The sequence below is a fragment of the Flavobacterium arundinis genome, assembly GCF_038289855.1.
Lineage (GTDB): Bacteria > Bacteroidota > Bacteroidia > Flavobacteriales > Flavobacteriaceae > Flavobacterium > Flavobacterium arundinis.
Genome location: NZ_JBBYHR010000004.1, coordinates 302,888 through 329,354, shown reverse-complemented (window position 1 = coordinate 329,354; position 26,467 = coordinate 302,888). Strand labels below are relative to the sequence as shown.

At 42.5% G+C, this 26,467-nt stretch carries 21 protein-coding genes and 1 other RNA gene; 14 read left to right on the top strand and 8 right to left on the bottom strand.

Features of this window, described 5'->3' with window-relative positions:
- Positions 1-277: 277 nt before the first annotated feature.
- The 3 genes from AAEO56_RS09775 (at position 278) to AAEO56_RS09765 (ending at position 4,940) form a co-directional block, all read left to right on the top strand.
- Positions 278-2,611: an ATP-dependent helicase gene (locus AAEO56_RS09775; RefSeq protein WP_407934961.1), complete on the top strand. Its 2,334-nt coding sequence runs from the start codon at positions 278-280 to the stop codon at positions 2,609-2,611.
- A 129-nt stretch (positions 2,612-2,740) separates the two neighbouring features.
- Positions 2,741-4,435, top strand: a complete 1,695-nt coding sequence (locus tag AAEO56_RS09770; protein WP_341696863.1) for a DUF262 domain-containing protein — start codon at positions 2,741-2,743, stop codon at positions 4,433-4,435.
- Positions 4,436-4,604: 169 nt separating this feature from the next.
- A complete protein-coding gene (locus AAEO56_RS09765) occupies positions 4,605-4,940 on the top strand; it encodes a hypothetical protein (RefSeq protein ID WP_407934960.1) in 336 nt (111 codons plus the stop codon).
- A gap of 42 nt (positions 4,941-4,982) precedes the next feature.
- Here AAEO56_RS09765 and AAEO56_RS09760 read toward each other — a convergent pair whose 3' ends face one another.
- Positions 4,983-5,438: a hypothetical protein gene (locus AAEO56_RS09760; RefSeq protein ID WP_341696862.1), complete on the bottom strand. Its 456-nt coding sequence runs from the start codon at positions 5,436-5,438 to the stop codon at positions 4,983-4,985.
- Between the two features lie 73 nt (positions 5,439-5,511).
- Positions 5,512-5,913, bottom strand: a complete 402-nt coding sequence (locus AAEO56_RS09755; protein ID WP_341696861.1) for a RidA family protein — start codon at positions 5,911-5,913, stop codon at positions 5,512-5,514.
- Between the two features lie 149 nt (positions 5,914-6,062).
- On the opposite strand from AAEO56_RS09755, the gene AAEO56_RS09750 reads away from it, so the two are divergent.
- Positions 6,063-6,683 (top strand): L-threonylcarbamoyladenylate synthase, encoded by a 621-nt coding sequence (locus AAEO56_RS09750; protein ID WP_341696860.1) that lies wholly within the window; start codon positions 6,063-6,065, stop codon positions 6,681-6,683.
- A 4-nt stretch (positions 6,684-6,687) separates the two neighbouring features.
- Here the strand turns inward: AAEO56_RS09750 and AAEO56_RS09745 are convergent, their stop codons facing one another.
- Positions 6,688-7,731, bottom strand: a complete 1,044-nt coding sequence (locus AAEO56_RS09745; protein ID WP_341696859.1) for a hypothetical protein — start codon at positions 7,729-7,731, stop codon at positions 6,688-6,690.
- Positions 7,732-7,860: 129 nt separating this feature from the next.
- Here AAEO56_RS09745 and AAEO56_RS09740 point away from each other — a divergent pair, with 129 nt between their 5' ends.
- The gene (locus AAEO56_RS09740) at positions 7,861-8,190 is read left to right on the top strand and encodes a hypothetical protein (RefSeq protein WP_341696858.1); all 330 of its coding nucleotides are present in this window, start codon (positions 7,861-7,863) and stop codon (positions 8,188-8,190) included.
- A gap of 55 nt (positions 8,191-8,245) precedes the next feature.
- On the opposite strand, the gene AAEO56_RS09735 is transcribed toward AAEO56_RS09740, so the two are convergent.
- Together AAEO56_RS09735 and AAEO56_RS09730 are read right to left on the bottom strand one after the other, a co-directional pair.
- Complete coding sequence (locus tag AAEO56_RS09735) at positions 8,246-12,913, bottom strand: T9SS type B sorting domain-containing protein (RefSeq protein ID WP_341696857.1); 4,668 nt, start codon at positions 12,911-12,913, stop codon at positions 8,246-8,248.
- Positions 12,914-13,226: 313 nt separating this feature from the next.
- The gene (locus AAEO56_RS09730; protein WP_341696856.1) at positions 13,227-14,783 is read right to left on the bottom strand and encodes a T9SS type A sorting domain-containing protein; all 1,557 of its coding nucleotides are present in this window, start codon (positions 14,781-14,783) and stop codon (positions 13,227-13,229) included.
- A gap of 365 nt (positions 14,784-15,148) precedes the next feature.
- On the opposite strand from AAEO56_RS09730, the gene AAEO56_RS09725 reads away from it, so the two are divergent.
- The 5 genes from AAEO56_RS09725 (at position 15,149) to AAEO56_RS09705 (ending at position 21,727) form a co-directional block, all read left to right on the top strand.
- Positions 15,149-16,354: a sensor histidine kinase gene (locus tag AAEO56_RS09725; RefSeq protein ID WP_341696855.1), complete on the top strand. Its 1,206-nt coding sequence runs from the start codon at positions 15,149-15,151 to the stop codon at positions 16,352-16,354.
- A 113-nt stretch (positions 16,355-16,467) separates the two neighbouring features.
- Positions 16,468-19,971 (top strand): response regulator, encoded by a 3,504-nt coding sequence (locus AAEO56_RS09720; RefSeq protein ID WP_341696854.1) that lies wholly within the window; start codon positions 16,468-16,470, stop codon positions 19,969-19,971.
- Between the two features lie 9 nt (positions 19,972-19,980).
- On the top strand, positions 19,981-20,343 hold the full coding sequence (locus AAEO56_RS09715; protein WP_341696853.1) for a response regulator: 363 nt from the start codon (positions 19,981-19,983) through the stop codon (positions 20,341-20,343).
- Between the two features lie 8 nt (positions 20,344-20,351).
- On the top strand, positions 20,352-21,161 hold the full coding sequence (locus AAEO56_RS09710; protein WP_341696852.1) for a CheR family methyltransferase: 810 nt from the start codon (positions 20,352-20,354) through the stop codon (positions 21,159-21,161).
- Complete coding sequence (locus AAEO56_RS09705; RefSeq protein ID WP_341696851.1) at positions 21,143-21,727, top strand: chemotaxis protein CheB; 585 nt, start codon at positions 21,143-21,145, stop codon at positions 21,725-21,727. The genes AAEO56_RS09710 and AAEO56_RS09705 overlap by 19 nt, the downstream gene beginning before the upstream one ends.
- A 129-nt stretch (positions 21,728-21,856) precedes the next feature.
- Here AAEO56_RS09705 and AAEO56_RS09700 read toward each other — a convergent pair whose 3' ends face one another.
- Positions 21,857-22,138 carry a hypothetical protein gene (locus tag AAEO56_RS09700; protein WP_341696850.1) on the bottom strand — a complete coding sequence of 94 codons (282 nt, stop codon included), beginning with the start codon at positions 22,136-22,138 and terminating at the stop codon, positions 21,857-21,859.
- Between the two features lie 221 nt (positions 22,139-22,359).
- Between AAEO56_RS09700 and AAEO56_RS09695 the strand changes: the two genes are divergently transcribed.
- Positions 22,360-22,917 carry a fasciclin domain-containing protein gene (locus tag AAEO56_RS09695; RefSeq protein ID WP_341696849.1) on the top strand — a complete coding sequence of 186 codons (558 nt, stop codon included), beginning with the start codon at positions 22,360-22,362 and terminating at the stop codon, positions 22,915-22,917.
- A 45-nt stretch (positions 22,918-22,962) separates the two neighbouring features.
- Here AAEO56_RS09695 and AAEO56_RS09690 read toward each other — a convergent pair whose 3' ends face one another.
- Both AAEO56_RS09690 and AAEO56_RS09685 read right to left on the bottom strand, forming a co-directional pair.
- Positions 22,963-23,436, bottom strand: coding sequence for a hypothetical protein (locus AAEO56_RS09690; protein ID WP_341696848.1), 474 nt, complete (start codon positions 23,434-23,436; stop codon positions 22,963-22,965).
- Positions 23,437-23,512: 76 nt separating this feature from the next.
- Positions 23,513-24,574, bottom strand: a complete 1,062-nt coding sequence (locus AAEO56_RS09685; RefSeq protein WP_341696847.1) for a glutaminyl-peptide cyclotransferase — start codon at positions 24,572-24,574, stop codon at positions 23,513-23,515.
- An 88-nt stretch (positions 24,575-24,662) separates the two neighbouring features.
- Between AAEO56_RS09685 and ffs the strand changes: the two genes are divergently transcribed.
- From ffs to fsa, 3 genes are all read left to right on the top strand, one after another.
- Positions 24,663-24,761: signal recognition particle sRNA small type (gene ffs, locus AAEO56_RS09680), an RNA gene on the top strand.
- A gap of 142 nt (positions 24,762-24,903) precedes the next feature.
- Positions 24,904-25,707 (top strand): SDR family oxidoreductase, encoded by an 804-nt coding sequence (locus AAEO56_RS09675; RefSeq protein WP_341696846.1) that lies wholly within the window; start codon positions 24,904-24,906, stop codon positions 25,705-25,707.
- Between the two features lie 44 nt (positions 25,708-25,751).
- Positions 25,752-26,408 carry a fructose-6-phosphate aldolase gene (fsa, locus tag AAEO56_RS09670; protein ID WP_341696845.1) on the top strand — a complete coding sequence of 219 codons (657 nt, stop codon included), beginning with the start codon at positions 25,752-25,754 and terminating at the stop codon, positions 26,406-26,408.
- Positions 26,409-26,467: the final 59 nt, after the last annotated feature.

Here is a 26,467-nt window from a genome sequence, read left to right as displayed (position 1 = left end):
CCTGACCCAACACAAAATCACCTTTCCTTTTAGCCCTGACAGAGACGATATCCTGCCGTAGCCTGAGGAGGCAGATAAAGGCGATGGCAGGACGGACGATTTTAAAAATGCGCTTCGATGGCTGCTGCTTAAATAAACGATTATAAAATTTGTTGAATTAGTGTAATTCGTGGCAAAAAATCTGTGTAAATCAGCGAGATCCATCCAATCCGCGTTCCCTCTTAAAATCCTGAAAATCTCACCTAAAATCCGTATTTTTGTGCCTATGAATATTGATATCCACAAGTATATAAGCCAGTTGAATGAGGCCCAGCAGGCACCCACGCTGCAGAAGGACGGGCCGATGATCGTGATCGCAGGTGCAGGCTCCGGAAAGACCAGGGTGCTCACGATACGGATCGCTTACCTTATGAGCCAGGGTGTTGACGCGTTCAACATACTTGCGCTCACCTTTACCAATAAGGCGGCAAAGGAAATGAAGAAACGTATCTCGGAAATTGTGGGAAGCTCCGAAGCCAAAAATCTCTGGATGGGGACATTCCACTCGATATTTGCCAAGATACTCCGCTTTGAGGCGGATAAGCTTGGTTTTCCTTCCAACTTTTCGATATACGATACACAGGACAGCGTACGCCTGATCAGTGCCATCATCAAAGAGAAGCAGCTCGATAAGGATGTTTATAAACCTAAGCAGGTGCTGGGGCGCATATCTTCGTACAAGAACAGCCTGATAACAGTAAAAGCCTATTTCAATAATCCCGAATTGCAGGAAGCCGACGCGATGTCGAAAAAACCGCGTTTGGGTGAAATTTATCAGGAGTATGTGGACCGCTGCTTTAAGTCGGGCGCAATGGATTTTGACGACCTCCTGCTGCGTACGAACGAGCTCTTGAGCCGTTTTCCGGATGTACTGATGAAGTACCAGGACCGTTTCCGCTACATCCTGGTGGATGAGTACCAGGATACCAACCATTCGCAGTACCTTATTGTAAGGGCGCTGTCGGACAGGTTCCAGAACATCTGTGTGGTTGGCGATGATGCGCAGAGTATCTATGCTTTCAGGGGTGCGAACATCAATAACATCCTTAACTTCCAGAAAGATTACGACAATGTGCAGATGTACCGCCTTGAGCAGAATTATCGTTCGAGTAAGAATATTGTAGAGGCGGCCAATGCCATCATCGATAAGAATAAGACCAAGCTCGATAAAGTGGTTTGGACGGCTAATGACGAAGGCCACAAGATAAAAGTGCACCGCAGTCTTACCGATGGTGAGGAAGGGCGTTTTGTGGCAAGCACCATTTTTGAGGAGAAAATGCGCAACCAGCTCGGTAACGGGAAATTCGCTATTTTGTACCGTACCAACGCCCAGTCGCGTGCGATGGAGGATGCCCTGCGCAAGCGTGACATTCCGTACCGCATCTATGGCGGGCTGTCATTCTACCAAAGAAAAGAGATCAAAGATGTACTGTCTTACCTCAGGCTTGTCATTAATCCTAAGGACGAGGAAGCGCTTATCCGTGTCATCAATTATCCGGCGCGTGGTATTGGCGACAGTACGGTTGAAAAGCTTACGGTAGCCGCCAACCATTACAAACGCTCCATATTTGAGGTAATGGAGGTCATCGACAAGATCGACCTCAAACTGAACAGCGGCACCAAAAACAAGCTACAGGATTTTGTGACGATGATAAAGAGCTTTCAGATCATCAATGAGAATCAGGATGCGTTTTACCTTGCGGAACATGTAGCCAAAAAGACCGGGCTAATACAGGAACTGAAGAAAGACGCCACACCGGAGGGCATTGCCCGTATAGAGAATATAGAAGAGTTACTGAACGGTATCCGCGATTTCATTGAGGGCCAGCGTGAAGTTGACGGGGCAAGGGGAGCGCTCTCGGAATTTTTGGAGGATGTGGCTTTGGCTACCGACCTTGATAAAGATACCGGCGACGACGACCGTGTGGCCTTGATGACCATCCACCTTGCGAAAGGCCTTGAATTCCCATATGTATTTATCGTGGGTATGGAAGAAGACCTTTTCCCTAGCGCAATGAGTATGAATACCCGCAGCGAGCTCGAGGAGGAGCGGAGGCTGTTCTACGTGGCGCTTACCCGTGCCGAACACCAGGCGTACCTTACCTATGCCCAGTCACGTTACCGTTGGGGCAAGCTGGTAGACAGCGAGCCATCGCGCTTTATAGAAGAAATAACCGATCATTTCCTGGAATACCTTACCCCGGCAGAGAACAATTATCGCTACAAGCCAATGATCGATGCCGATATTTTTGGCGATGTGGATAAGTCGAAGCTTCGCCAGGTAAAACCAACCGCAAGTACACCACCGGCGTGGGTTACCTCGAACGATCCCAAACCCGATGCAGCTATCCGTCGCCTGAAGCCTTTGGAAGGGCGTGCGCCCGTAAGCAGCACACCCATACCCGACAGCAAGCTTGTTGCAGGCAATATAGTGATGCACGAACGCTTTGGCAAAGGCGAGGTGCTCAACCTTGAAGGTGTTGGCGCCGATAAAAAAGCCGAGATACGCTTTGAGGTAGGAGGAATTAAGAAGTTGCTTTTAAGGTTTGCAAAGTTAGATGTGATAAGTTAAGGGTTTCTACCTAGTAATTTAAGGCGATTTACATGAACAGTGAGTTTGAAGTCCTAAAGCTGTTGGGAAAATTAACAGGAAGTGTTTCATTTATTGTCAGAATGTTTAGATTTGTAAAAATCTTATAAAATGGAAACTTCTAGTTCAGTTCGAAAAATGCTTGCAGGAAATAAAATACTTGTTCCAAATTACCAAAGAGCATATTCTTGGGATACTCCTTTAGAAAATAATTTTAGGAAAACTCAGACTGATGTTTTTCTTTCGGATATAGATAATTATTTAATTAGTAAATCAAATTCTCCTTTTTATTTTGGTCATTTCTTATATGAATATAAAGAAAATACATTTTACATTATTGATGGTCAGCAAAGACTAACAACTATAATTATTTTTTTATCATCTGCATTTGCTAAGCTTAAATCTTTAAGAGAGCTTAGCGATATTGAAAATGAAATCTATGAAGACATTATCAAGAGAAATGTAACTTATAGATTTTCTACAGTAGATTACGATAATCAGATTTTTAAAGATTATGTTATTGATCAAATAAAAACTGATATTCATACGATTGAAACTGAATCCGCTAAGCGTATAATATCAGCATTTGATTATTTTACTAAAAAATTAAAGAATAAAGATATATTATATTTAGAAAATATTATTAGATCCATAAGTGAAGCTTCATGTACAACACATCAAGTAAAAAATGAATCTGAAGCAATTCAAATGTTTATTTTCCAAAATGACAGGGGTAAGCAACCTTCAAGCCTGGAAGTTATTAAAGCTCTCTTTATGTATAATATACACCTTTACTCAGGTGATGAAAAAAATGATCTCATTCTTGAAATTAAACAGCGTTTTGAAAAGATATATAAATCAATATCATCAATAGAATATAAGATCAACGAGGATGATGTATTGGTCTATACACAAAGAGTATATTTCAATTCTTTATGGGAATCAAATGCTTTAGAAAAAATTAATGAAAAACTTAATGATAGTAATAGAATAAATTTCATAATGAAGTTTACTCATGCATTGTCAAATAGTTTTGAATACCTGAATTTATTTTTTGGAAGGGATGAAAGAAAGAATTTTTCAATACATTCTTTTATAACTATAGGAAATATTGGAATTGCAATTCCTTTCATAATAAAGGCCTATAAATTTGGACTGCCTCTTGATGAGATTGGTCGTTTATGTAGTTCACTTGAGAGTTTAGTGTTTCGACACAGGCTCATTGGTACAAGAGCGGAATTAATTACAAGAATAAATCAAGTTTTCATTGAATTTATTGCTGAAAATACCAACATTGATCCTATAGTTGATAGAGTAAATTTTTTAAAAAATTCTGATGAATGGTGGTGGTCATATTGGAATGATGTTGAATTACAAAAGAGTTTACAGGGCGCTATCAATCATTCATTGGCAAAATATATATTATGGAAATATGAAAATCATTTAGAAAGCTTAGGTAATTCAGGTTATAATCCCTCAAGATATGATAAAATTGTCAAGCCTGAATTAGAACATATTTCACCAAAAGTTACATCAGGAGAATCGCTAGCCCGTGGGTATAGTAAATATGATGATGAGTTTGTTAATGAATATCTAAATTGTTTAGGTAACTATCTATTAATTTCTAAATCACATAATTGCTCTATTGGCAATAAACCCTTTAAAGACAAATATGATAGTTATAATAATTTGGCTCAACAAAGAGAAATACGTTTAATAGTTAATCAAGAAAAATTAATTTGGTCTAGACAGTTAATTAAAGATAGGAAGAAAAAGATAATTGATTTTATTGTTACCAATCTATAATAAGGTAATATTAATCAATCATTACATTCACAAATTCTACAGTTTCGACCTCAAGCAAATACTCAGGATTGCTTGTGTCGGATATAAGCAATGCCGTTAAAATTAGTTGACTAGGATTACTCCCTAAGTATTTTTACGAAGCCTCAAAACCTTTCCGGATATCCTGCCTATGCATGATGTAAATATATTTGTGATTCTTTCAATGTCGAGGCAGCTGCGACCAATGCCTTCCGAACTGCCCGCGTCCGTCACCTCGAACGATCCCAAACCAGATTCCGGTATACGCCGCCTGAAGCCTTTGGAAGGGCGTGCGCCCGTAAGCAGCACACCCATACCCGACAGCAAGCTTGTTGCAGGCAATATCGTGATGCACGAACCCTTTGGCAAAGGCGAGGTGCTCAACCTTGAAGGTGTTGGCGCCGATAAAAAAGCCGAGATACGCTTTGAGGTAGGAGGTATCAAGAAGCTACTTTTAAGGTTTGCAAAACTTGATATAATAAGTTAGCAGTAAAATAAAAGAGGAAGCTTACAGCTTCCTCTTTTATTATTACAGTGGTTTGAACCGCTCACCGAGAATGATGGCATAACCCTGGTCGTAGGCTACGACGGCCTGCATTCTGTCATAAAGCCCTTTTTTATTGCCTTTCCAGCCGCTCTCGCCATTATCGCCATACAAGACGATCAGTATAATCATGTAGTTATTGTTTACACCGGTAGTTTTTTCAATGTTTCCTTTGGCATCGGTTTGTACCCAAAACTCTGTAGGATATGCAGGTACATCATGGGGTTGGAACTTACCCTGGCCTTCACGCTTTACATCGACAATCGGTGCTTTTGTTTTTTCGTACTGGTAGAGTCCAAGCAATTCCTCGGGAATGGCTTTGGTGCCATAATAGGTCTTTCCGTCAATAACAAATTCTTTTACAACTTTAGACTGGGCCTGTGCTGTAATAGCAGCCATAGTGAGAAGAAACAATGCAGCTAATGTTTTAAATTTTTTCATGGTAGTATGGGTTTAGTTATACTGCCAAATCTAATAGTAAACTACACCACCGGCAATACCTATAAGTAGGTATTTATTCATTCACAAAAGCCACGGCTTCAACTTCCAGGAGATAATCAGGGTTACCCATGCCGGACACGAACAGTGCGGTTACAATTGGTGGATTGGCATTGCTTCCCAAATATTTTTGTGATGCCTCAAAGCCTTTCCGGATGTCCTGGCCCTGTGTAATGTAAATATTCATTTTTATAATGTCCTTAAAACCTGCGCCGCATGCTTCGAGGGCTACCCCGATATTTTTCATTATCTGTTCCGTTTGTGCAGCTATATCGCCTTTGCCAATGGTTTCGCCTTTTTCATTTACAGCATTCTGCCCGCCGATGTAAATTGTTTTTCCATTTCCCGAAGTAGTTACTACCTGCGAGAAGGCCGGGCTTTTCATCATCCCGTCGGGGTTTATAAATTGGGTTGCCATGATTTTAGGTTTAAAATGGACTATAAATTTACGCAGTAATCAGATATTCCATTAAATGTTTATATTCGTTTTAACATCACTATTCCCACAACTTCATTAACTTTAAACTTTCGAATCAACGCATAACCCTATCAACGAATCAACCAAAAATGGCCCAGTTTATAAAAATATACCCCGAAAACCCCAACGAGAAAGAGATAGCCAAAGTGGTTAAAATACTCCGAGACGGCGGCATTATAATTTACCCTACCGATACCGTATATGGCCTTGGCTGCGATATTACTAACAGCAAGGCATTAGAGCGTGTCGCCAAACTCAAAGGGATTAAATTGGATAAAGCCAACTTCTCGTTTATATGCAGCGACCTGAGCAACCTTTCGGATTATGTAAAGCAAATTGATACCGCTACATTCAAAATACTGAAAAGGTCGCTACCCGGTCCCTATACGTTTATCCTTCCGGGTAATAACAACCTGCCAAAGGAGTTCAAAAAGAAAAACACCGTAGGTATTCGTGTGCCGGATAATAATATTGCACTGGAAATCGTGCGCCAGTTAGGCAATCCCATCATTTCGACTTCCATACATGATGAAGATGAAGTACTGGAATATTCTACTGATCCAGAACTGATCTTCGAAAAATGGCAGAACCTTGTGGATGCCGTGATTGATGGGGGATATGGCGACAACACCGCGTCTACCATCATCGACCTTTCCGGCGATGAGCCTGTAGTGATCAGGGAAGGTAAAGGCGACCCGGATATTTTTTAAGTTACTAATTTTTGCCTCCGTTTTTTGAATACGCTTGCATAATAGTATTCAGATAGTCCAATACAGCTTTGCGGGCATCAACGTCATTACCCTGCAAGACCTCTTTAAGTTTTTTATGATGCGTATTAATGAAGAGTAATTCATTACCATTAAGATAGTAAGTAAGTATAATGTTACTGTTCAGGTTTGTATCCGAAAAATCCGGCGTGTACTGCTTGGCGATGTTGTCCCAATTATAGGTCACTATTGCTGAATCTTTTACAACAGTGTATTCAGCATCGTCATCTTCAGGATAGGGCACCTTCTGCTCATATACCATTTTTATTACCAACGGAGTAGTGCCTGCTATAGTACTCTCCAGCCAATAACTACGCGTACCCCATTCAAATCCGAGGTTGCTGTTTTCCAGTTCATTCAGGACAGGTATAAGTCCTTCATCAGCATACATGTAGAAGTTGTAATTATCCTGAAAGACATCGGTACCGCTTAAATAATTGACTTTGTAGTAAATGACAGTTTTTCCATTTTCATTTACAAATGAATCCATTTCCAATCCATATTTATGATATATGGAATGCCGGGCAAGAAGTTTATTTCCGGAAAAAAAATAGACGTAACTGCCAATACCACCAGGAAGCTCAACAGCAAAATTCCCGAATTTGTTTTTAGAGAAATGATAGAATATAACGCCAGACATCATATCTTCATTGAGATATTCAGCATCTTTGGGGAATAGTCGCCTTAAAAGATCATAGTTGGAAATGTGGCCCGCATCTTCTTTCTTCAGTGCTTCAAACTCAGTAGTGCTTAAAGTGCGGCCTATATTTTCATGATTTCTGAAGACAGAATCAGATGATGATGTAATGTCTCTTTTCAGGATTTCCGTATCCAGCCTCCCTATGCTGTCCAGAAAATTCCCTAACTCAGCATCGCTATACTTATAGGTAATAGAATCCTGTTTTTCACTTACAGGTACCGTCTTTATAACCTGTACATTTTTACATGATACAAGAATAAAAGTAAAAACGAATAATATAACGAGTTTCATGTAGGTGTTTTTAGTGTAGCCAATGTATTATATTTTTAGTAAGTGTAATTTAATTTAAATATAATTTTTAAGTAACATGGATATCGTTATTAGTGATGAGATTGCGCCCTGTAAAACCAATAACATTAAATGGGACTGTTCAACAAAAAAGAAAAAAGCCTTAAGCAGGAATTTACTAAAAAAAATGTACGCCTAAACAAAGAAGCTGTTAAAGAAATTGAAGAATTATACGACGACCTTAAATCCGGATATGAAGGTATTGAAGCTGTTGTTGCTGAATTCAAAAAACTTTCAGATGAACTGGCACAAAGGCTACAGGATGGCGACCGTGAGAAAATGGAAGATGTATCCGGAAAAGTAGTGAAGATAGACAAGCTGGTGCGGGACGCGGTGCGCGATGTGCGCGATGTACTGCGAAACCAAAAGAAGCGGGTTAAAGAAGCTGCTGGCGATATTTGATAAAAAAAATCCCCATTGCAATTTCGCAATGGGGATTTTTTCATGGAAGAAAAATTTATTGTTGCCTGTTTATATAAACCCATCCGGTCTTGCTTTGTCCCGGACGCTCGATTACATAAAAGTACGTTCCGGTTGGCAATTCATTACCGTTATCGGTTTGTCCGTACCATTGGTTCGTATAGTCATTTTTAGTATACACTTCCTCACCATACCTGTTAAAGATAGAAAGCTTTTTCGCATCCATGCCTGATATATCGAAGTTGTCATTCTTATTGTCTGCATTTGGCGAAATACCTCTTGGTATATCACAGAAAGTACCATCTACACTAAAGGTATAATCCGCAGTACAGCCTCCCGGTGTTGTAACGGTAAGCGTAAGGCCGATAGGGTAGAGTGCAGAGTTTATAGGGTTTGCATCTACATACTCTGTAGCATTGAAAGAAGCGCCCATGCCTACTTCAGTTCCGTTACTGTCTGTCCATACAAATGTTGCAGTGCTTTCATCAGCTCCTGTTACATTAGCGTTCAGGATATAATTGCTTTCGAAACCGTTTCCTTCGCATCCCTGGCTTCCGCTAATCGCGATGTTATTTACAGGCGCATTAAGTGTTACGCTGGCATCTGGTGATGTACAGCCGCCATTACTTCTCACGGTAACTGTATAGCTGCCCGGTGCAAGGCCTGCAAATGTTGTTCCCGACTGGTAGTTAATGCCATCAACGCTATAACTGTATTGTGCACCAAGCGGCCCTGTGATTGAGAATGATCCTGTTCCGGTAGCACAGTCAGGCTGTGTAACTGTAGTTGTAGCAGCAGCAGGTGTTTCTGGTACTGCATTTATGGTAACTGCAGCTGTAGATGTACATCCGTTGATGTTTTTTACGGTAATGGTATAGTTACCAGGTGCAAGATTGATAAAACTGTCACCGTTCTGGAAATTGATACCATCTATGCTATAGCTGAATCCTGATCCTGCAGGCCCTGTCACGTCTATTCTTCCTGTAGTTGTAAAACATGTAGGCTGTGTAACAGTGGTAGTAGCTACAGCAGGTATCGGTGAACTATCGATATTGATAAAACCTGTAGTTGAAGTACATCCGCCTGCATTTTTTACGGTAACTATATAAGCACCGCCGGCAAGGTTGGCAAATGTAGCTGAAGACTGGAAGTTAGTTCCGTCAACACTGTAGGTAAGATCTGTTCCGGTTGGAGCATCTACCACAATAGTTCCTGTCGGTACCGCACATGTAGGTTGTGTCACCGTGGTCATAGCAACTGCCGGAGTTGTAGGAACCGGGTTGATCGTGATCGTTGCTGTTACCGACTGGCATCCTGCATTATCTGTAGTGATGGTATAGTTGCCCGGTGCAAGGTTGGCGAATGTTGGCGAAGCCTGGAAGTTTGTACCGTCAATGCTATAAGTAAATCCAGGTGTTGGCGAAGTAACTTCAATTGTTCCGGTAGTTGTACCGGTACAGTTTGGCTGCGTAACCGTAGTTGTTGCTACTGCTGGTGCGCCCGGTGCAGTATTGATAGTTACCGATGCTGAAACCGAAGTACATCCACCTGCGTTTTGTGTAGTGATTGTATAACTTCCCGGTGCCAGGCCGGCAAATGTTGTTGTGTTCTGGAAAGTCGTTCCATCAATGCTGTAAGTAAGTCCTGCCCCGGTTGGAGAATCTACAACAATAGTTCCTGTTGGCGTTGCACAGGTAGGCTGTGTAACCGAAATGTCTGCCACAGCTGGTGCGGCCGGAACCGCATTTATCGTTACCGTAGCTGTAGAGTTACATCCTGCCGCGTTTTGGGTTGTAAGTGTATAACTTCCCGGTGCAAGGCCAGCAAAGGTAGTAGTATTCTGGAAGTTAGTTCCGTCAATACTGTAGGTGAATGCTCCAATAGGTGCTGTAACTTCTATAGTTCCTGTGGTGGCAGTACAGGTTGGCTGTGTTACTGTTGTTGTTGCAACAGCAGGAGTACCCGGCGCAGCATTTATTGTTATAGTAGCTGTAACCGATGTACATCCTGCAGCATTTTGCGTGGTAATAGTATAGGTGCCCGGAGCAAGGTTTGCAAATGTAGCAGAAGGCTGGAATGTTGTGCCGTCTATGCTATAGGTAAATTCTCCGCCTTCAGCAGGATCTGTTACCACAATGCTTCCGCCTGTAGTACAGGTTGGCTGTGTTACTGTAGTTGTCGCTACTACAGGTGCTGTAGGAGCTGCATTTATTGTTATCGCCGATGTAACCGAAGTACATCCGCCGGTTCCCTGGGTTGTTATGGTGTAGTTGCCCGGAGCAAGATTTGAGAATGTAGTCGAAGCCTGGAAGGTAATTCCGTCGATGCTATAGGTAAATGTTGCGCCTGCAGGCGTATCTACTACTATGCTTCCTGTAGCGGTAGTACAAGTTGGCTGTGTTACTGTAGTTGTAGCTACATCAGGTACAACCGGAGCTGTATTTATAGTTATTGTTGCCGTAACCGAGTTACATCCTGCACTGTTTTGTGTGGTAACAGTATAATTGCCCGGAGCAAGGTTTGCAAATACAGGTGAAGCCTGGAAGGTCGTACCATCTATGCTATATGTATATTCTCCGGCCGGAGTTGTAGGGTCTGTAACGGTTATGCTTCCTGTGGCTGTAGTACATGTTGGCTGTGTTACGGTTGTTGTCGCTACTGCAGGTGCAGCCGGCGCTGCGTTGATAGTAATAGATGCAGTTACTGATGTACATCCCAAAGCAGTCATGGTTGTTATAGTGTAATTTCCCGGGGCAAGGCTATTGAACGTAGTACCCGCCTGGAAGTTACTTCCGTCAATGCTGTACGTAAGTGTTGGGTCTCCGGACGCGTCCACAGTAATACTTCCGGTAGGAGTAGTACACGTAGGCTGTGTCACGGTAAATGTAGCAACTGCAGGTGAAAGCGGTGCCAGGCCAATAGTGAAAGGAACTATAGAAATACAGTTTGCTGATGATTTTATCGTAAGGGTATAGGTGCCCGGAGCAATACCATTAAAGGCAAGGCCTGCCTGGAACGTCACGCCGTCTATACTATAAGTCAGGCCGTCGCCCACAGAAGGTATAATCAAAAGCCCGCCTGTAGGGATAGCACATGTAGGGGCTACAGGTATCACTACAGCAAGAGGCAGCGGCGATACCGTAAGCTGTACCGCATTGCTCACCAATGCACACCCTGTAGTTGTAGCTTCGCAGTAAAACTGCGCACCGTTAAATTCCAGTGGCGTATCCAGTACGGTAAGCACTGTAGTAGTTGTACCCGAAAAATTAGGCCCATCCGTTATATTTACCCAGTTGCCCGATGCATTAAGCATTTTCCATTGGTAGGTAAATGTTGCCGATGCGCTAAGGGAAACAGTATATTGCACATCTTCGCCTTCGCAAACTGCTGCGCTAAGGGGCTGTGCTGAAATATGGTCTGATGTAGAAGAAGTTATGTTATGGATGCCCAGGTTGGAGCAGTCCTCTATGTCAGATATTGCCCAGTCGGCAGCATCATACGTTGCTTTAGGCACCTGTGCATTGGCATTCCTTATAAGAGAATACCCAACGTTTCCAGGGGTATTCACAGCGTCTATAACCACACTGTTTTTTACAAGTTCCAGTTTATCGCTGTCGTTAAAGCCGCTTGGCAACATATTGGTGGGGGTACCTGTAAGGCCGCAAACGGAGGTACTGGTGCGCACAATGTGTATGCCGCCATCTGTAAGCATGCCTGTAAGGTTAAGTGTAAAAGTTGCAGGTCCGTTTATTGTCCCGTGGCGTACAATGCTGTATTGCGAAAGGTCGATCGTAGCGCCTGTACCATTGTACAGTTCTATTGCGCCGCCTTCTCCCGCTTCTGCATCATATACTTCTGAAATGAATAGGTCGGTAGGGCCAACAAATACAGGGCAGTTTGATGAGATAACTGTGAAGTTGCCCGATGTACCCACACACGCGCTTGTTGTTACTGTTACGTTTCCGGTAGTAGCTGTTGAAGGTACTATCGCTTTTATCTCGGTATCAGATACTACCGTAAAGCCCGCTGCCTCAACACCACCGAATTTAACCGATGTTGTGCCGGCATTAAAACCGCTTCCCGTGATGTTTACCAAGGTATTCGATGGGCCGGATGTTGGCGTAAACGACGTGATAACGGGGGCAGTACAGCCTGAGTTTACGTTTCCGTTTAGTGTAAAGTCGTCCAGCCTGAAGGTTCCGCTGCCGGAAGCTCCGCTTAACGATAATACAACCGTTACAGTGCCCGTAAGCCCATTTACAGGATTTGTTACGGTAGTAGTGGGTATTGCTGCGCCCGTAGTAGGTACGTTACCGCTTCCTACATTGACCCCATTTATAGTCATTGTCCAGTTTTGAGCGCCGGTATTGCTGCGCCTTCTCCAAAAGCTGAATGATGTGATATCGAGCGTTTTTCCCGCTGCAACGTTAAATGTCAGGGTAATCGTAGGCGATCCGCCACTGTCATTAAGAGCAATTGCCTCTCCTGTTGCGCCTCCAAGGTTTGTCCATGTGCCGGTGCTGTTTGACCAGGATGAACCCGAAAGGTCTGGGTTTAATGTAGCCGGTGCTACGGTGTAAGGATGCGTGGTAATGTTCGTCGTGCCAAAATTGTGCACGTACACCTGCGCATAGCTTCCGGGCTTGATTACAAATAAGAATGTGAGTAATAAAATAAGCCTGAAATGGGTAATTTTTCTTTCCATAATTGTTTCTTTTAGCAAAGGATTCTGTACAAAATTAATTACTTAACAAGTCAACATGTTTCGTCATTAAGTAACTTTTATTAAAAGATTAACCTGCATTTAAGAGTTGGCATTTGCAACGTTACTATGCGGGCATAAAAAAAATAGCCCGTAAAAGTAGGCTATTTTTTATTAAAAATTCCTTTACAATTAAATGATTATAACATAACGTTCGGGTTTTGTGAAATAAATCTGTGTAAAACAGGAAGCGAAGTCGTTAACGCACAAAGGTTTTCACGGAAAATATTTCTGTTGGTTTTTTTTAGGCTTTCCCTTAATTTTTTATGAATTTCATTGCTCGCAGGCCATCGGCTTTTATAAAATAGGTTCCTGCCGGAAGCTGCCGTACGTCAATAGGGGAAACGCCATCTGTTTCGAAACTTGCTATTTTTTGTCCCAGCATATTTAGGATGTCCCCATATCTTTTTTCGTCAGGGCCCGAAAGATAAATGTGATCTGTTACAGGGTTAGGGTATAAGGTTGCACTTGTAGAGCTATTATTTTCCGTGCTCATAGTTGTGCTGCTAAGTTTGGCCAGGTAGGGGTAATTATCATACATTCCTGCTTCATGTTGGAAACTATCAAAGGTAGTTGTGTTGTTTCCCATTCCGGCAATATAAATATCGCCATTGCTGCTGATTGATATACAGTCGGCATGGTTGTAGCCATCTCCACCGGCAGTCTTTGCCATCAGCACATTACCATCTGGGCTATATTTCAATATTAAAATGTCGCTGCCCATAACCGGTATGCTGGTGGTTACGCCATTGCCCCAGTCGATGTTTCCGCCTGTCTGTCCTGCAAAATAAATGGCACCATCGTTATCCAGTGCCAGGTAATTCATTTTGCCGGGAACTCCCTTGCCGGCACCGGGAACTTCGCGCACCCATTCATAATCTCCGGCTGCATTAAGCTTTGCCAAAAAGAAATCTTCAAATGCATTTCCTGCCGGGCCTTCTGCATTAATCTCACCGAACGCATAAGGCCCGGAAAGACCGGAACTGTAATATACCTCATAAGGTGTACGGGCTACAACCTGGGCATTTGTACAGGTAATGTTATCGGTATACTGCATCCATTGGTAAACACCCTGTGGCGAATATTTTACAACATAAGTATTATAGGCAAAAGGGGAAGACATTGTCACACCGGCATAAGTTGCCATGTTATCGGCACATGCACCGGCGGCATAAATATTACCATCGCTATCTACACTTACAGAGGTGATCATACTTACATGATCCTGCACTATACTCATTATTTTGTCGCCTTCGGGCGAATATTTATCGATATACGAGGTCCCATAGTTATCATATCCTATATAGATATTGTCCAGTTCGTCAATATCGAGCGCCCTTAACTCATTGGTCCATGTGAACTCTTCCTCTGAAATAATGAGCTTATACCAAAGGAGGTTTCCCTGCGGGTTAAATTTTGCCAGCACATAATGGTCGCCCTGTTCTGTAGTATTTATAGTAGTGCCATCAATAGTAATGGTTTCCACATAGCCAAGTTCCATAATTATGTTTCCGTCAGAATCAGAAGCCATATTATAGTTACAGGCCTTTCCTCCAATCTCTTTTGAGAAAAGCAATTGGCCGTTGGTGTCGTATTTATTATAGTACAGGTTGCCCATCAGGTCATGATAGTTGTACGGCTGGCTTTTAAATCCTGTAAGATACACATTGCCTGACGGGTCATTAGCCACAGAATAACCAAACCTGTCCGGATTAGGGTTTATATCCAAAGCAGGAGTTTTCAGCCACTGGAATGATTGCGCCTGCATTCCCATGGCCGAAAATGCTACTACAGCGTAAAATATATTTTTCATAGGTCTTTTTTTAACAAAAATAGCGATGATGTAAGAGTAGTTCCGGATAAAATGTTTATTTCCTGCATTCCACTTAGGATTCACGACATTCAGTTGAGAATTCGGTTGAGACAAACCCTATAAACAGGTTAAGAGATTGATTTCAATCATAATCGACTTCGGTTAAGTTGAATTTAGCTATTTTGACTGGTGAAATATTGTAAGATAACCACTAGTTGAATTAACATCGCTTTAACATTAATTTTTATACTTTTGAAAGTGGCCGTAGCTTACGGCCATTTTTTATGTTGCAATATTCCGATGAATTTAAAATAGACTGTGGGCAAGGGTTTTACATTTCCCCCAAAACTATGCCGTGAAATACTATGATACTAATTGTTGATGACATAAGGGCAAATATTGTCGCTTTGCAAAAAATACTGGAGCTTCACAGCCTTCCGGTTGATACTGCAGAGTCTGGTGAAGATGCATTGCGCAAAATCCTGAAAACGGATTACTCCCTTATAATAATGGACGTACAGATGCCGGGAATGGATGGCTTTGAAGTAGTTGAGACCCTTGCAGGCAGTAACAGGACCAGGGACATACCCGTGATATTCCTATCGGCAGTGAACAAGCAAAAGAAATTTATATCGAGGGGCTATGAAACCGGCGGTGTAGATTATGTTACCAAACCGGTAGACCCTGACCTGCTCATACTTAAAGTAAAAACTTTTTTAAAGCTTTACGAACAGAAAAGGGAACTGAAGGATATACGCGATCTTTTGTTCAAAGAGATCGAGATTCGTAAAGAAGCACAGGAAAACCTTGAAGTAAAAGTGGCGGAGCGTACAAAAGAACTCGTCTCTAAAAACGAGGAACTGGAGATGCGCAACCATGAGCTACAGCAATTTTCGTGGGTAGTATCGCATGACCTTAAAGAACCGATCCGGAAAATTGAGCTCTTCATTAAGATCATCAAAGAAAAATACCTGAAAGATGACCCTACGGCGTTTGATTATGTGAACCGCACGATCAAATCGGCAGAAAGAATGTCTACCCTCATAACCGACCTCCTAGATTATTCGAGGCTGTCTTCAAATGTAGCTTCTGTAAAAACTAATATCGCCGGTGTAATAGCAGAGGTAATAACAGATTTTGATTACATGATCGAACAGAAAAATGCTGTTGTAAAAATTGGCGAAATGCCCATTATACATTGCGTGGGCAGCCAGATGAGGCAGGTATTCCAAAACCTGGTGAGTAACTCGCTTAAATTTTCGAAGAAAGATACCCCGCCTGTAATTGAGATAAATGCGGAACTTGTGCTGGAAAAGGATTTTAACAGTGAAGCATCGCCCGACGGCCAGTTTTGCAGGATGACCGTAAAAGATAACGGCATCGGGTTTGACGAAAGGTTCCTGGACAAGATATTCATTATATTCCAGAGTCTCAATGACCGCAGCAGTTACGAAGGGACAGGTATTGGCCTGGCCATTGCAAAAAAAATAATAGAAAAACACAATGGCATTATTACAGCAAAAAGCGAAGTAGGCAAAGGATCCTGCTTTACTATGGTACTGCCGGTTTAAAATAGATAGTAACACCTTATAAATAGTGTATGCAAGGTAATTTTAGAAGAAAATTATTAATAAGCTCGGGCATTTCGATGCTAATTCTTGTAATTAGCTCCACTGCCTCATTTTTGAGCATCAGAAATCTTTTGGACAGTACGCAGTGGGTAAGCCACACGCAGGATGTTATTTATAACCTTAATGAATGCACCTCGGTACTCGTAGATGCCCAGGCAGGCATGAGGGGGTACCTCGTAACCGGCAATGACAATATGCTGGACCAGTATAAAGAATCCGAAGTGCGTGTAGACAGTTATATTGAAAAGCTCACGACGCTTACCGGCGACAATGAGCTTCAGCAGAAAAGCCTGAAAGAGCTGGAGCCATTAGTAAATGAGTTTTTCAGCTACATGAAGGTAAGGATATATGAAAAGCAGAGAGGCCAGCCCACATTGTCAACCGATCTGGATACCGGTAAAAGGATCATGGCGAACATACGCAGGATATCCAAGCGTATGGAAAACCGCGAACAGGAGCTGCTGAAAGAAAGAACTTCGACATCAGAAAAATATGCGCTTTACAGCCAGGTACTTATAATTGTTGCTGCATTGCTTGCACTCTTTATAAGCGTGGTATTTTTTGTAAGGATACTACGAGACTATAACGAAAGGCTGAAACTACAGCTACAGCTTGAAAAAAGTGAGAAGGAGACGGCAGAAAGGATAAGGGTAATCAGTGGGGTAGCCGGCGAAATATCGTCGGGGAACTATGAAATTCGTGTGGATGATACCGAAAGCGATGCATTGGGAAGTGTGGGAGAGTCGCTCAACAATATGGCGCGGGCGCTGGATAAATCATTCAGGTCGCTGTCAGATAAAGAGTGGCTGCAATCGGGTATAGCCGAGCTAAATAAAGTAATGATCGGTGAGAAAACCCCGGAACAGCTTACAAAAGACGTTATAGAATATATTTCCATTTATACAAAAAGCAGTGCCGGTATAATTTACCTGCCGGAAGGAGATGTGCTTTATCCTGCTGGTGGCTATAGTTACCTGCCGGGTAAGGACAGAAACCGTATAAAATTGGGCGAGGGCCTTATGGGGCAGGCGGCTGTAACCGGAAAAATGCTTGAGATGAAGGGGCTTTCCGCTGAAGACATACGTATATCGTATGCCCTGGGTGAGGTGAAGCCAGCCCATGTTGTTGCGCTTCCGCTGATAGATGATAAACTTTCAGGTGTTGCAGAACTGGCATCGGTACGAGAATATTCGCCACGGGAACTGGAATTCCTGACTTCTGCCGCTCATAATATTGCTATTGCGATAACTACAGCACAAAACAGGAAACGTGTACAGGAGCTGCTTGAGGAAACCGAGGCACAATCGGAAGAGCTACGGGTACAACACAGCGAAATGGAAAGCATAAATGCTGAGTTGGAAACGCAGACCGAAAAACTACAGGCATCTGAAGAAGAACTGCGCGTACAGCAGGAAGAACTGCAGCAGACCAACGAAGAGCTGGCTGAACGCAGCGTATTGCTGGAAGAGCGGAATATGGAGATCCAGAAAAAATCGGAAGACCTGGAACTGACCACACGCTATAAATCGGAGTTTTTGGCAAATATGTCGCATGAGCTCAGGACACCTCTCAACTCAATATTGTTACTGAGCCGCCTGCTCTCTGAGAACAACGATGCCAATATGAACGATGAGCAGATTGAGTTTGCTAAAGTGATCCAGAGCTCCGGCAACGGATTGTTAGGCCTGATTGATGAAATACTTGATCTTTCGAAAATAGAGGCAGGGAAAATGGACCTTGAGTACATGGATATTTCAACACAGGAAATAACAGGCAACCTTAAAGACCTGTTTACCGAAGTAGCAAAACAGAAGGGCATAGAATTTAAAATACTTTATGACCAGGCGCCATTAGTAATAAAAACCGATAAGATGAGGCTGGAGCAAATCCTGAAAAACCTTATCTCCAACGCTATTAAATTTACGTCGGACGGCTCGGTTACCCTTGAGATCAAAAGGCATAACGGCAATGATAAAATAGTTTGCTTTACCGTAAAAGACACCGGTATAGGTATCCCGCCAGAAAAACAGCCGCTCATTTTTGAAGCTTTCCAACAGGCGGACGGCTCTACTAAACGCAAATACGGCGGTACCGGGCTTGGGCTGTCCATCAGCAGGGAACTTGCACGTTTACTTAAAGGTGAAATAACGCTGAAGAGTGCGGTGAGTGAAGGAAGCGAATTTACACTGTGCATTCCTGTAACAGGAGTGCCACAAGTGCAGCTTACCGGCTTGAGGGAAAATACGGTTGCAGATACAGAGGACACACGCGACGATGAGGCTGAAAAAGAAAAAGCCGCAGCGCTGGAGATGAAAAAATTCATCAGCCCCGTGATCCCTGAAGATGTACCGGACGACAGGGATGATATTGGCGAAAATGATAAAGTGATACTTATCGTGGAAGACGATGTTAACTTTGCCAAATCGCTTCTGGAATTTACCCGCAAGCGCGGTTATAAAGGTGTTGTGTCCGTTAGGGGAGACCATGCGCTTAATATGGCAATGGTCTACAGGCCGGTGGGTGTGCTGCTTGATATACAGCTGCCAATAAAAAGCGGATGGGAAGTAATGGAAGACCTGAAAGGAAATGCACAGACAAGGCACATACCGGTACACATGATGTCATCGCACAAAATGAAGCAGGAAAGCCTGCTGAAGGGCGCTGTAAACTTTTTAGACAAACCGGTAGCTTTTGAACAGATGCCGGAAATATTCAGGAGGATAGAGCACATCATCAACCGTGAATCGCAAAAAGTGCTAATTATAGAAGACAACCCCAAACATGCCAAGGCGCTTGCTTACTTCCTGGAGACCTTTAATATAAATTCTGAAATAAAAAGCGAAATATCGGAAGGGGTAGATACATTGCAGAATACTACGGTAGAGTGCGTAATACTGGATATGGGCATACCGGACAGGCAGGCTTATGATATACTGGAAAACATCAAAAAGAACCCCGGGCTCGAAAACCTTCCGGTAATTGTGTTTACGGGTAAGAGCCTTTCACTAAAAGAAGAGCTTAAGATCAAGAAATATGCCGACTCTATTGTGGTAAAAACCGCGCATTCGTACCAAAGGATGCTTGACGAGGTATCATTATTCCTGCATTTGGTCGAAGAAAATAAAAAGACAGAGGGGACAGCAGGCCACAAAAAACTGAATTTGCTGAACAATATCCTGAGCGATAAGACTGTGCTTGTGGTTGATGATGATGTACGCAACATCTATTCCCTTACAAAAGCTCTGGAATCGGTAAAGATGAATGTAATTACAGCTATAGATGGTAAAGAAGCGCTCAAAATGCTGGAACGCCATCCGGAAACCGATGTTGTATTACTGGACATGATGATGCCGAACATGGACGGTTATGAGACTGCCGCCCGTATAAGGAATAACAGGAGCCTTAAAAACCTGCCGGTGATAGCAGTTACTGCGAAAGCCATGACAGGCGACAGGGAAAAATGTATAAACGCCGGTGCTTCTGATTATATAACCAAGCCGGTAGATATTGACCAGCTTATGTCATTACTTAGGGTATGGCTCTATGATAAACAATAATAGGGTAGAATGAAAAAGAGAATTTTGATTATAGATGACGATTCACGTAATATTTTTGCGCTGAGCGCTACGCTTCGTGCGAAATCTTTCGACTGCGTGTCGTGTACCAGTGCGGCTGATGCACTAAAATTGCTGGAAGGGAATACCGCTATAGATGCCATACTCATAGATATGATGATGCCCGATATGGATGGCTACGAAGCTATTCCGCTTATAAAGGATATTCCACACAGGCAGGGTGTACCCGTTATATCGGTTACGGCGCAGGCGATGGTGGGCGACAGGGAAAAATGCCTTCGTGCCGGCGCTGATGATTATATCTCGAAACCCATTGATGTTGATAAATTATTGCAGGCTTTAAGCACTATATAGAGAGAGTTATGGTAAATGACAGGGAACTGGAAGTGCTGATCAATGAGATCTACGAATACTATGGCTATGACTTCAGCGGCTATTCGCTGGCTTCGTTCAAGCGCCGTATAGACAGGCTTTATAACCTCGACAGGTTTGAAAGCTTTACTGAATTCCTTTCCAGAGTGCGTACAGATTCCGTTTATTTTCAACGGATGGTAGAGGAGATCACTGTTAATGTTACAGAGATGTTCCGGGATCCGTTGTTTTATAAAGTACTGCGTACGGAACTGTTGCCGGTATTGGCTACAAAGCCTTTTATAAGGATATGGCATGCGGGCTGTTCTACCGGTGAAGAAGTATATTCGATGGCAATAATGCTGGAAGAAGCCGGGTTGCTGCATAAATCGCTGTTGTATGCCACCGACCTTAACCCGACCGTACTTGACACCGCTAAAATTGGGGTTTTCAATTTGCGTATGATGAAGCAATATTCTGAAAACTACATCGCATCCGGTGGCAAAAAAGATTTTTCAGACTATTATACAGCCCAATACGGACTTGCTAAATTTGGCGAAGAACTGTCTGAAAAGATGGTATTCTCACAGCACAACCTTGTTTCAGACAGGTCATTTAATGAATTCGACCTGATATTGTGCCGTAATGTGATGATCTATTTTGATAAAGACCTTCAGGACAGGGCGCTTTCCCTGTTTGACGAAAGCCTTTCAAAACTCGGTTACCTGGCTCTTGGAACCAAGGAAACCATAAAATTCTCTGACCTGAAAATACGGTATGAACAGGTGAACAAAGAAAAAATATGGAAGAAAATAAAATAATATCAGGGTGCCGGGTCTTGATCATCGGCGGCTCAGCCGGAAGCCTCGACGCGCTCCTGAAAATACTACCCCTGCTTACTGTACTACCCTCATACGCTATAGTTATTGTGCTGCATCGCCGAAGCAGCGAAGATTCAACCCTTGAAGAACTCATAGCTGTTAAAACCGTCATACCTGTAACGGAAGTAGAAGACAAAACCCCACTGTTGCCGGGATGTATTTACATTGCCCCATCCGATTACCACCTGCTTTTTGAGAACAATAATACGTTATCGCTGGATATATCCGAAAAAATAAACTACAGCAGGCCGAGCATTGACGTGGCATTTGAATCGGCTGCCGGAATTTATGGCCCCGGATTGGCTGCTATACTGCTTTCCGGCGCCAATGCCGACGGTACGGAGGGACTCATTGCTGTTAAAAATGCAGGGGGCACGATTATAGTACAAAATCCTGAAACGGCCGAAATGCCATTTATGCCGCGCAATGCCATTGAAAATATAAAACCGGATTATATTTTAAAACCGGAGGAATTAACATGGCTTATAGAGCATATTAATTCGTGAATTATACAGGCGCTATTTCTGCAGGTTGAAATAATCCCTGAAGTTCAATAGTTTTTACTTTTTGCCTTTGCTAAACATTAGGCAGGGTTATTTCCGTAATGGACGAAAGGATAGCATTAGAGTAACTGCTTAAAAGCTATAGCTTGTTTCAAGCCATTCCTTTATATTCCTGTGGGTACGCTTGTCGAGAGGGACACGTGTCCACAGGGCTTCTTCTATTTTCTCAAAAGTTGAGTGTAGCGAATAGTTCCTGTCCTTCATATAGCGGTTTATGAAATACAGGACTTCATAACCTTCGGCCCTGTTCAGCGGAACATTATCCGGAAATCCTTCAATAGTTTTATTATCATCCTCAGCGGTATTCCAGCTATACGCAGTGTACTTAAGATCTGATTTTGAAAAATCGGCCATAGAAATTGGTATTTATTAATCGTTACAAAGTAGTAAAATTAAATTCAGATTTTTCTACGTGGTTTTACCTGATTTTATAAAACAGGTAAATGCCGTATCGGTGCAATAGGTTGATTCCAGTATCTACGGCAAAAGTTAATCTTTTCCAAAAATTGCATTTCATGCAAAACCGCATAGGGCTACAAGGCGTAATTGCTTTTATAACATTAAATAAACCAATCATGAAAGTTTCAAAAATTTTATCAGTTGCTTTAGTTGCATTTACAATGATGGCCGGAACAGCATCATTCGCACAAAAAACAAAAATGGTAGGCGGTGCTGCCATGTATCCTACTAAAAACATCGTAGAGAATGCCATGAATTCCAAAGACCACACCACGCTTGTGGCGGCGGTAAAAGCAGCAGGCCTTGTAGAAACATTGCAGGGTAAAGGGCCCTTTACAGTATTCGCGCCAACAAACGCAGCTTTCGACAAACTGCCTAAAGGAACCGTGGAAACCCTTTTGAAACCTGAAAATAAAAAAATGCTTCAGGGCGTGCTTACCTACCATGTAGTGAGCGGTAACTGGAGCGCTGCAGATGTTATGGCTGCTATTAAAAAAGGTGGAGGTAAAGCTGAAGTAACTACGGTTGAAGGCGGCAAGCTATGGTTTATGATGGATGGCAAAGACGTTTGGATCATGGATGAAAAAGGCGGAAAAGCCAAGATTACGATCGCTGACGTTAACCAGTCAAATGGAGTGATACATGTTATCGACACCGTATTGATGCATAAATAGTGTGTGATTTTGTTGAAAGGAAGCCTTCATTAGTGAAGGCTTTTTTTATGGTTTCCCGCGACCTTTTTCCGAAAAATTGTTATAATAATCGGATTTCGATTCGCTGTCCCACATGAATTGTACACCGGTATCAATTTCTTCATAATTGAAATCCCTTTTGGCCTGAAAAACATTGTCGGGTATCGTTGCGAGCAATACCGGCAGGCAAAGCGTGAGTCCTGTAACGAACCAAAGCACGATCACGGTGAACTTATGCGGCTTTAAAGTAAACAGGAACCGGTTTACAAGATAAATTAGTACCAGCCAAAACAGGAAATACACCAAAAGGTCAAATACAATTTCGGTAAGGAAATATTGGGTAGACATAGAGGTATGCCAGCCCGGGCAGCGGTAGGGAAGAGGAAAGCCATGCAGCACTTCGTCCGGCCCGTCTTCTACCTTTACATACGACCATTTGGTAACAAATATAAAAGAGAAAAGTGTAAGCGGGAGGATGAGTTTGAAGATGAGCTGTTTCATACCTCTAATGTAATAAAAAAAGCCACCCGAAGGTAGCTTTATATTTAAGGTTTGTAATGCCGGATAAACAAATCAACTATTTCTTGATTCTTATCTCAAACATAGTATCCCAATCTTTTCCAGTAACGAAAACAGTTCCCGTCTTTGGGTTGTAGGCAATACCGTTCAGCACATCCCTTCCCGGGTTGGTCACTGCTTTATCGAGGCTGCTCATGTCCATAACGCCTTCTACAGCTCCCGTTGCCGGATCGATAATAGCAATCGCGTTTTCCTGGTAAATGTTTCCGTATATCTTGCCATCTATCCATTCCAGCTCGTTAACCGATTTTACTTTTGTACCGCCGGTATAAACATTGATATAATCCACTTCTTTAAGTGTTACCGGATCCAGCTTGTATATTTTTTCAGAACCGTCGCTCATGTAGAGGTATTTATCATCATGTGTAAGCCCCCAGCCCTGTACATCTTTAAAATAAGCAAAATCTTTTTCTTTTTGCAGGTTGTCGGGATTGTAGATAAATCCGGTGCCTTCTTTCCACGTAAGCTGGTATACTTTATTATTGAAGATTGTAACGCCTTCGCCAAAATATTTACCGTCCAGGCTTATGCGTATATAGGCTTCACCGGTCTTATAGTTATTCTTGCGAAGGGTTGATTTTCCGTACTGGCCGGTACCTTCAAATAATGTGTCACGGTAAAACTCAAGGCCCTGCGTGTAGGATTCTGTATCGTGGGGGTATTTATTGACAATCTCGAAGCTCACCAATTCGGTTTTAATGCCGGATATTACTTCGATCCTGGCCGTGGCTTCGCTGTTGCTGCCATCAGTATATACAACTGCCTTTAGTTCCTGATAGCCGAACTTGGCTCCTTTCAGGTTAAAATTAAACTTACTGTTGCCCTTCACGCTGCCGATGCGCTTCCCGTTGGCAAAGTAAGCCACGGAGTCTATTGCGTCATTTTTAGGGTTTGCAATAATAAGCGGAACCGTCTCATCGGGCTTATATTGTTCCTTCACATCGGTAAGATCCAGCTCAAATAATTTTTTTTCATCAGTACATGAAATTATTATTACGCTGGAAAACGCGACTGTGAGTCCTGTCAATAAAGTGAACTTTAGTAAGTTATGTTTTTTCATGGCTAAATAGAATAATGGTGCCAATATACAATGAATTTTATAACGTGCAATTGGTTTGCAAAAATACAAAAAGATTGTATATTTGCACCGGCAAGTCCTACACGACCAGCTCCTGCAGACTCCTCCAGGGTGGGAACACAGCAAAGGTATGTGGTTGTAGCGGTGCGATGTAGATCGCTTGCCATTTTTTTCTTTTTTTCAGATGATCTCCGTAAGGGGATTTTTTTGTTTTGGGACGTTACTAAAATGTTCATTACATAGCGATGGTAGTGGCGCAACACTTAGTGTCTGAAACAAAATCCTTATTTTCGCAATTCATTACATAAACAATGAGTAAAGTAATCTTCATCACCGGCGCATCATCAGGTATCGGCAAAGCCATAGGCGAATTCCTTAATGAAAAAGGCTATAGTGTTTACGGTACCAGCCGTAACCCTGAAAAAGTAACCGGTTCTGTTTTCCCTTTAGTAGCCCTTGACGTACGCAATCCTCAAAGCATCAGCGAAGCCGTAGCTGAAGTGATAACCAAAGCGGGCACTATAGATGTTTTAATTAACAATGCAGGTGTTGGTATTACGGGGCCGTTAGAAGAAATTCCTGCACAGGAAATTAAAAACAATTTTGAGACCAATCTATTCGGGCCAATCGAAGTGATGAAAGCAGTACTGCCGCAAATGCGGGCGCAAAAGAGCGGGCTAATCATCAACGTGACCTCTATAGCCGGATATATGGGCCTGCCATACCGCAGCGTTTATTCGGCTTCCAAAGGCGCCCTGGAACTTATAACGGAAGCATTGCGGATGGAAGTGAAAGGATTTGGGGTAACCATAACCAGTGTTGCTCCGGGCGATTTTGCTACAAATATAGCTGCGGGCCGCTACCATGCCCCGGTTATTAAAGGCTCGGCTTATGAGACACTGTATGGCAATACACTAAACGAAATGAATACCCATGTAGATTCAGGGAGCAACCCGTTGCAGATGGCCGAAGCAATATATGCCATAATGAAAACCCCCAACCCTGGTGTACATTATAAAGTAGGCGCCTTTATGCAAAAATTCTCTATTGTCCTTAAAAGGATATTGCCCGATAAAGTCTATGAAAAAATGCTGATGAACCATTATAAATTGTAGTTTTGCACAAAATTTTTCAATACAACTAAACAAATATTATTCTGATGAAATTTTTTATTGACACAGCCAACCTTGACCAGATTAAAGAAGCCCAGGAACTTGGAGTGCTTGATGGCGTTACAACGAACCCGTCGCTAATGGCCAAAGAAGGCATAACAGGAAAAAATAATATCCTTAAGCATTATGTTGACATCTGTAATATTGTGGATGGCGACGTAAGCGCTGAAGTTAACGCGATAGATCTTGAAGGCATGATCAAAGAAGGTGAAGAGCTTGCCGACCTGCATGAGCAAATTGTTGTAAAACTGCCAATGACCAAAGATGGCGTAAAAGCTGCAAAATATTTTTCTGATAAGGGAATCAAGACCAATGTAACACTTGTGTTTTCTGCGGGACAGGCATTGCTTGCCGCTAAAGCAGGCGCCACCTATGTATCTCCGTTTATAGGCCGCCTTGATGATGTTTCTACCGATGGCCTTGCACTGATCGAAGAGATACGCCTTATCTATGATAATTATGGTTACGAAACCCAGATCCTTGCTGCTTCCGTACGTCACACCATGCATATTGTAAATTGTGCCAAAATCGGTGCCGATGTAATGACAGGTCCGCTTTCTGCAATAACAGGGTTGTTAAAACACCCACTTACCGATATCGGCCTTGCACAATTTATAGCTGATTTCGAGAAGGGTAATAAATAGTCATTTCGAATAGCCGGTAGAAAGAGAGATATCTGAGCTATTTTAAAATAATCAGAGGC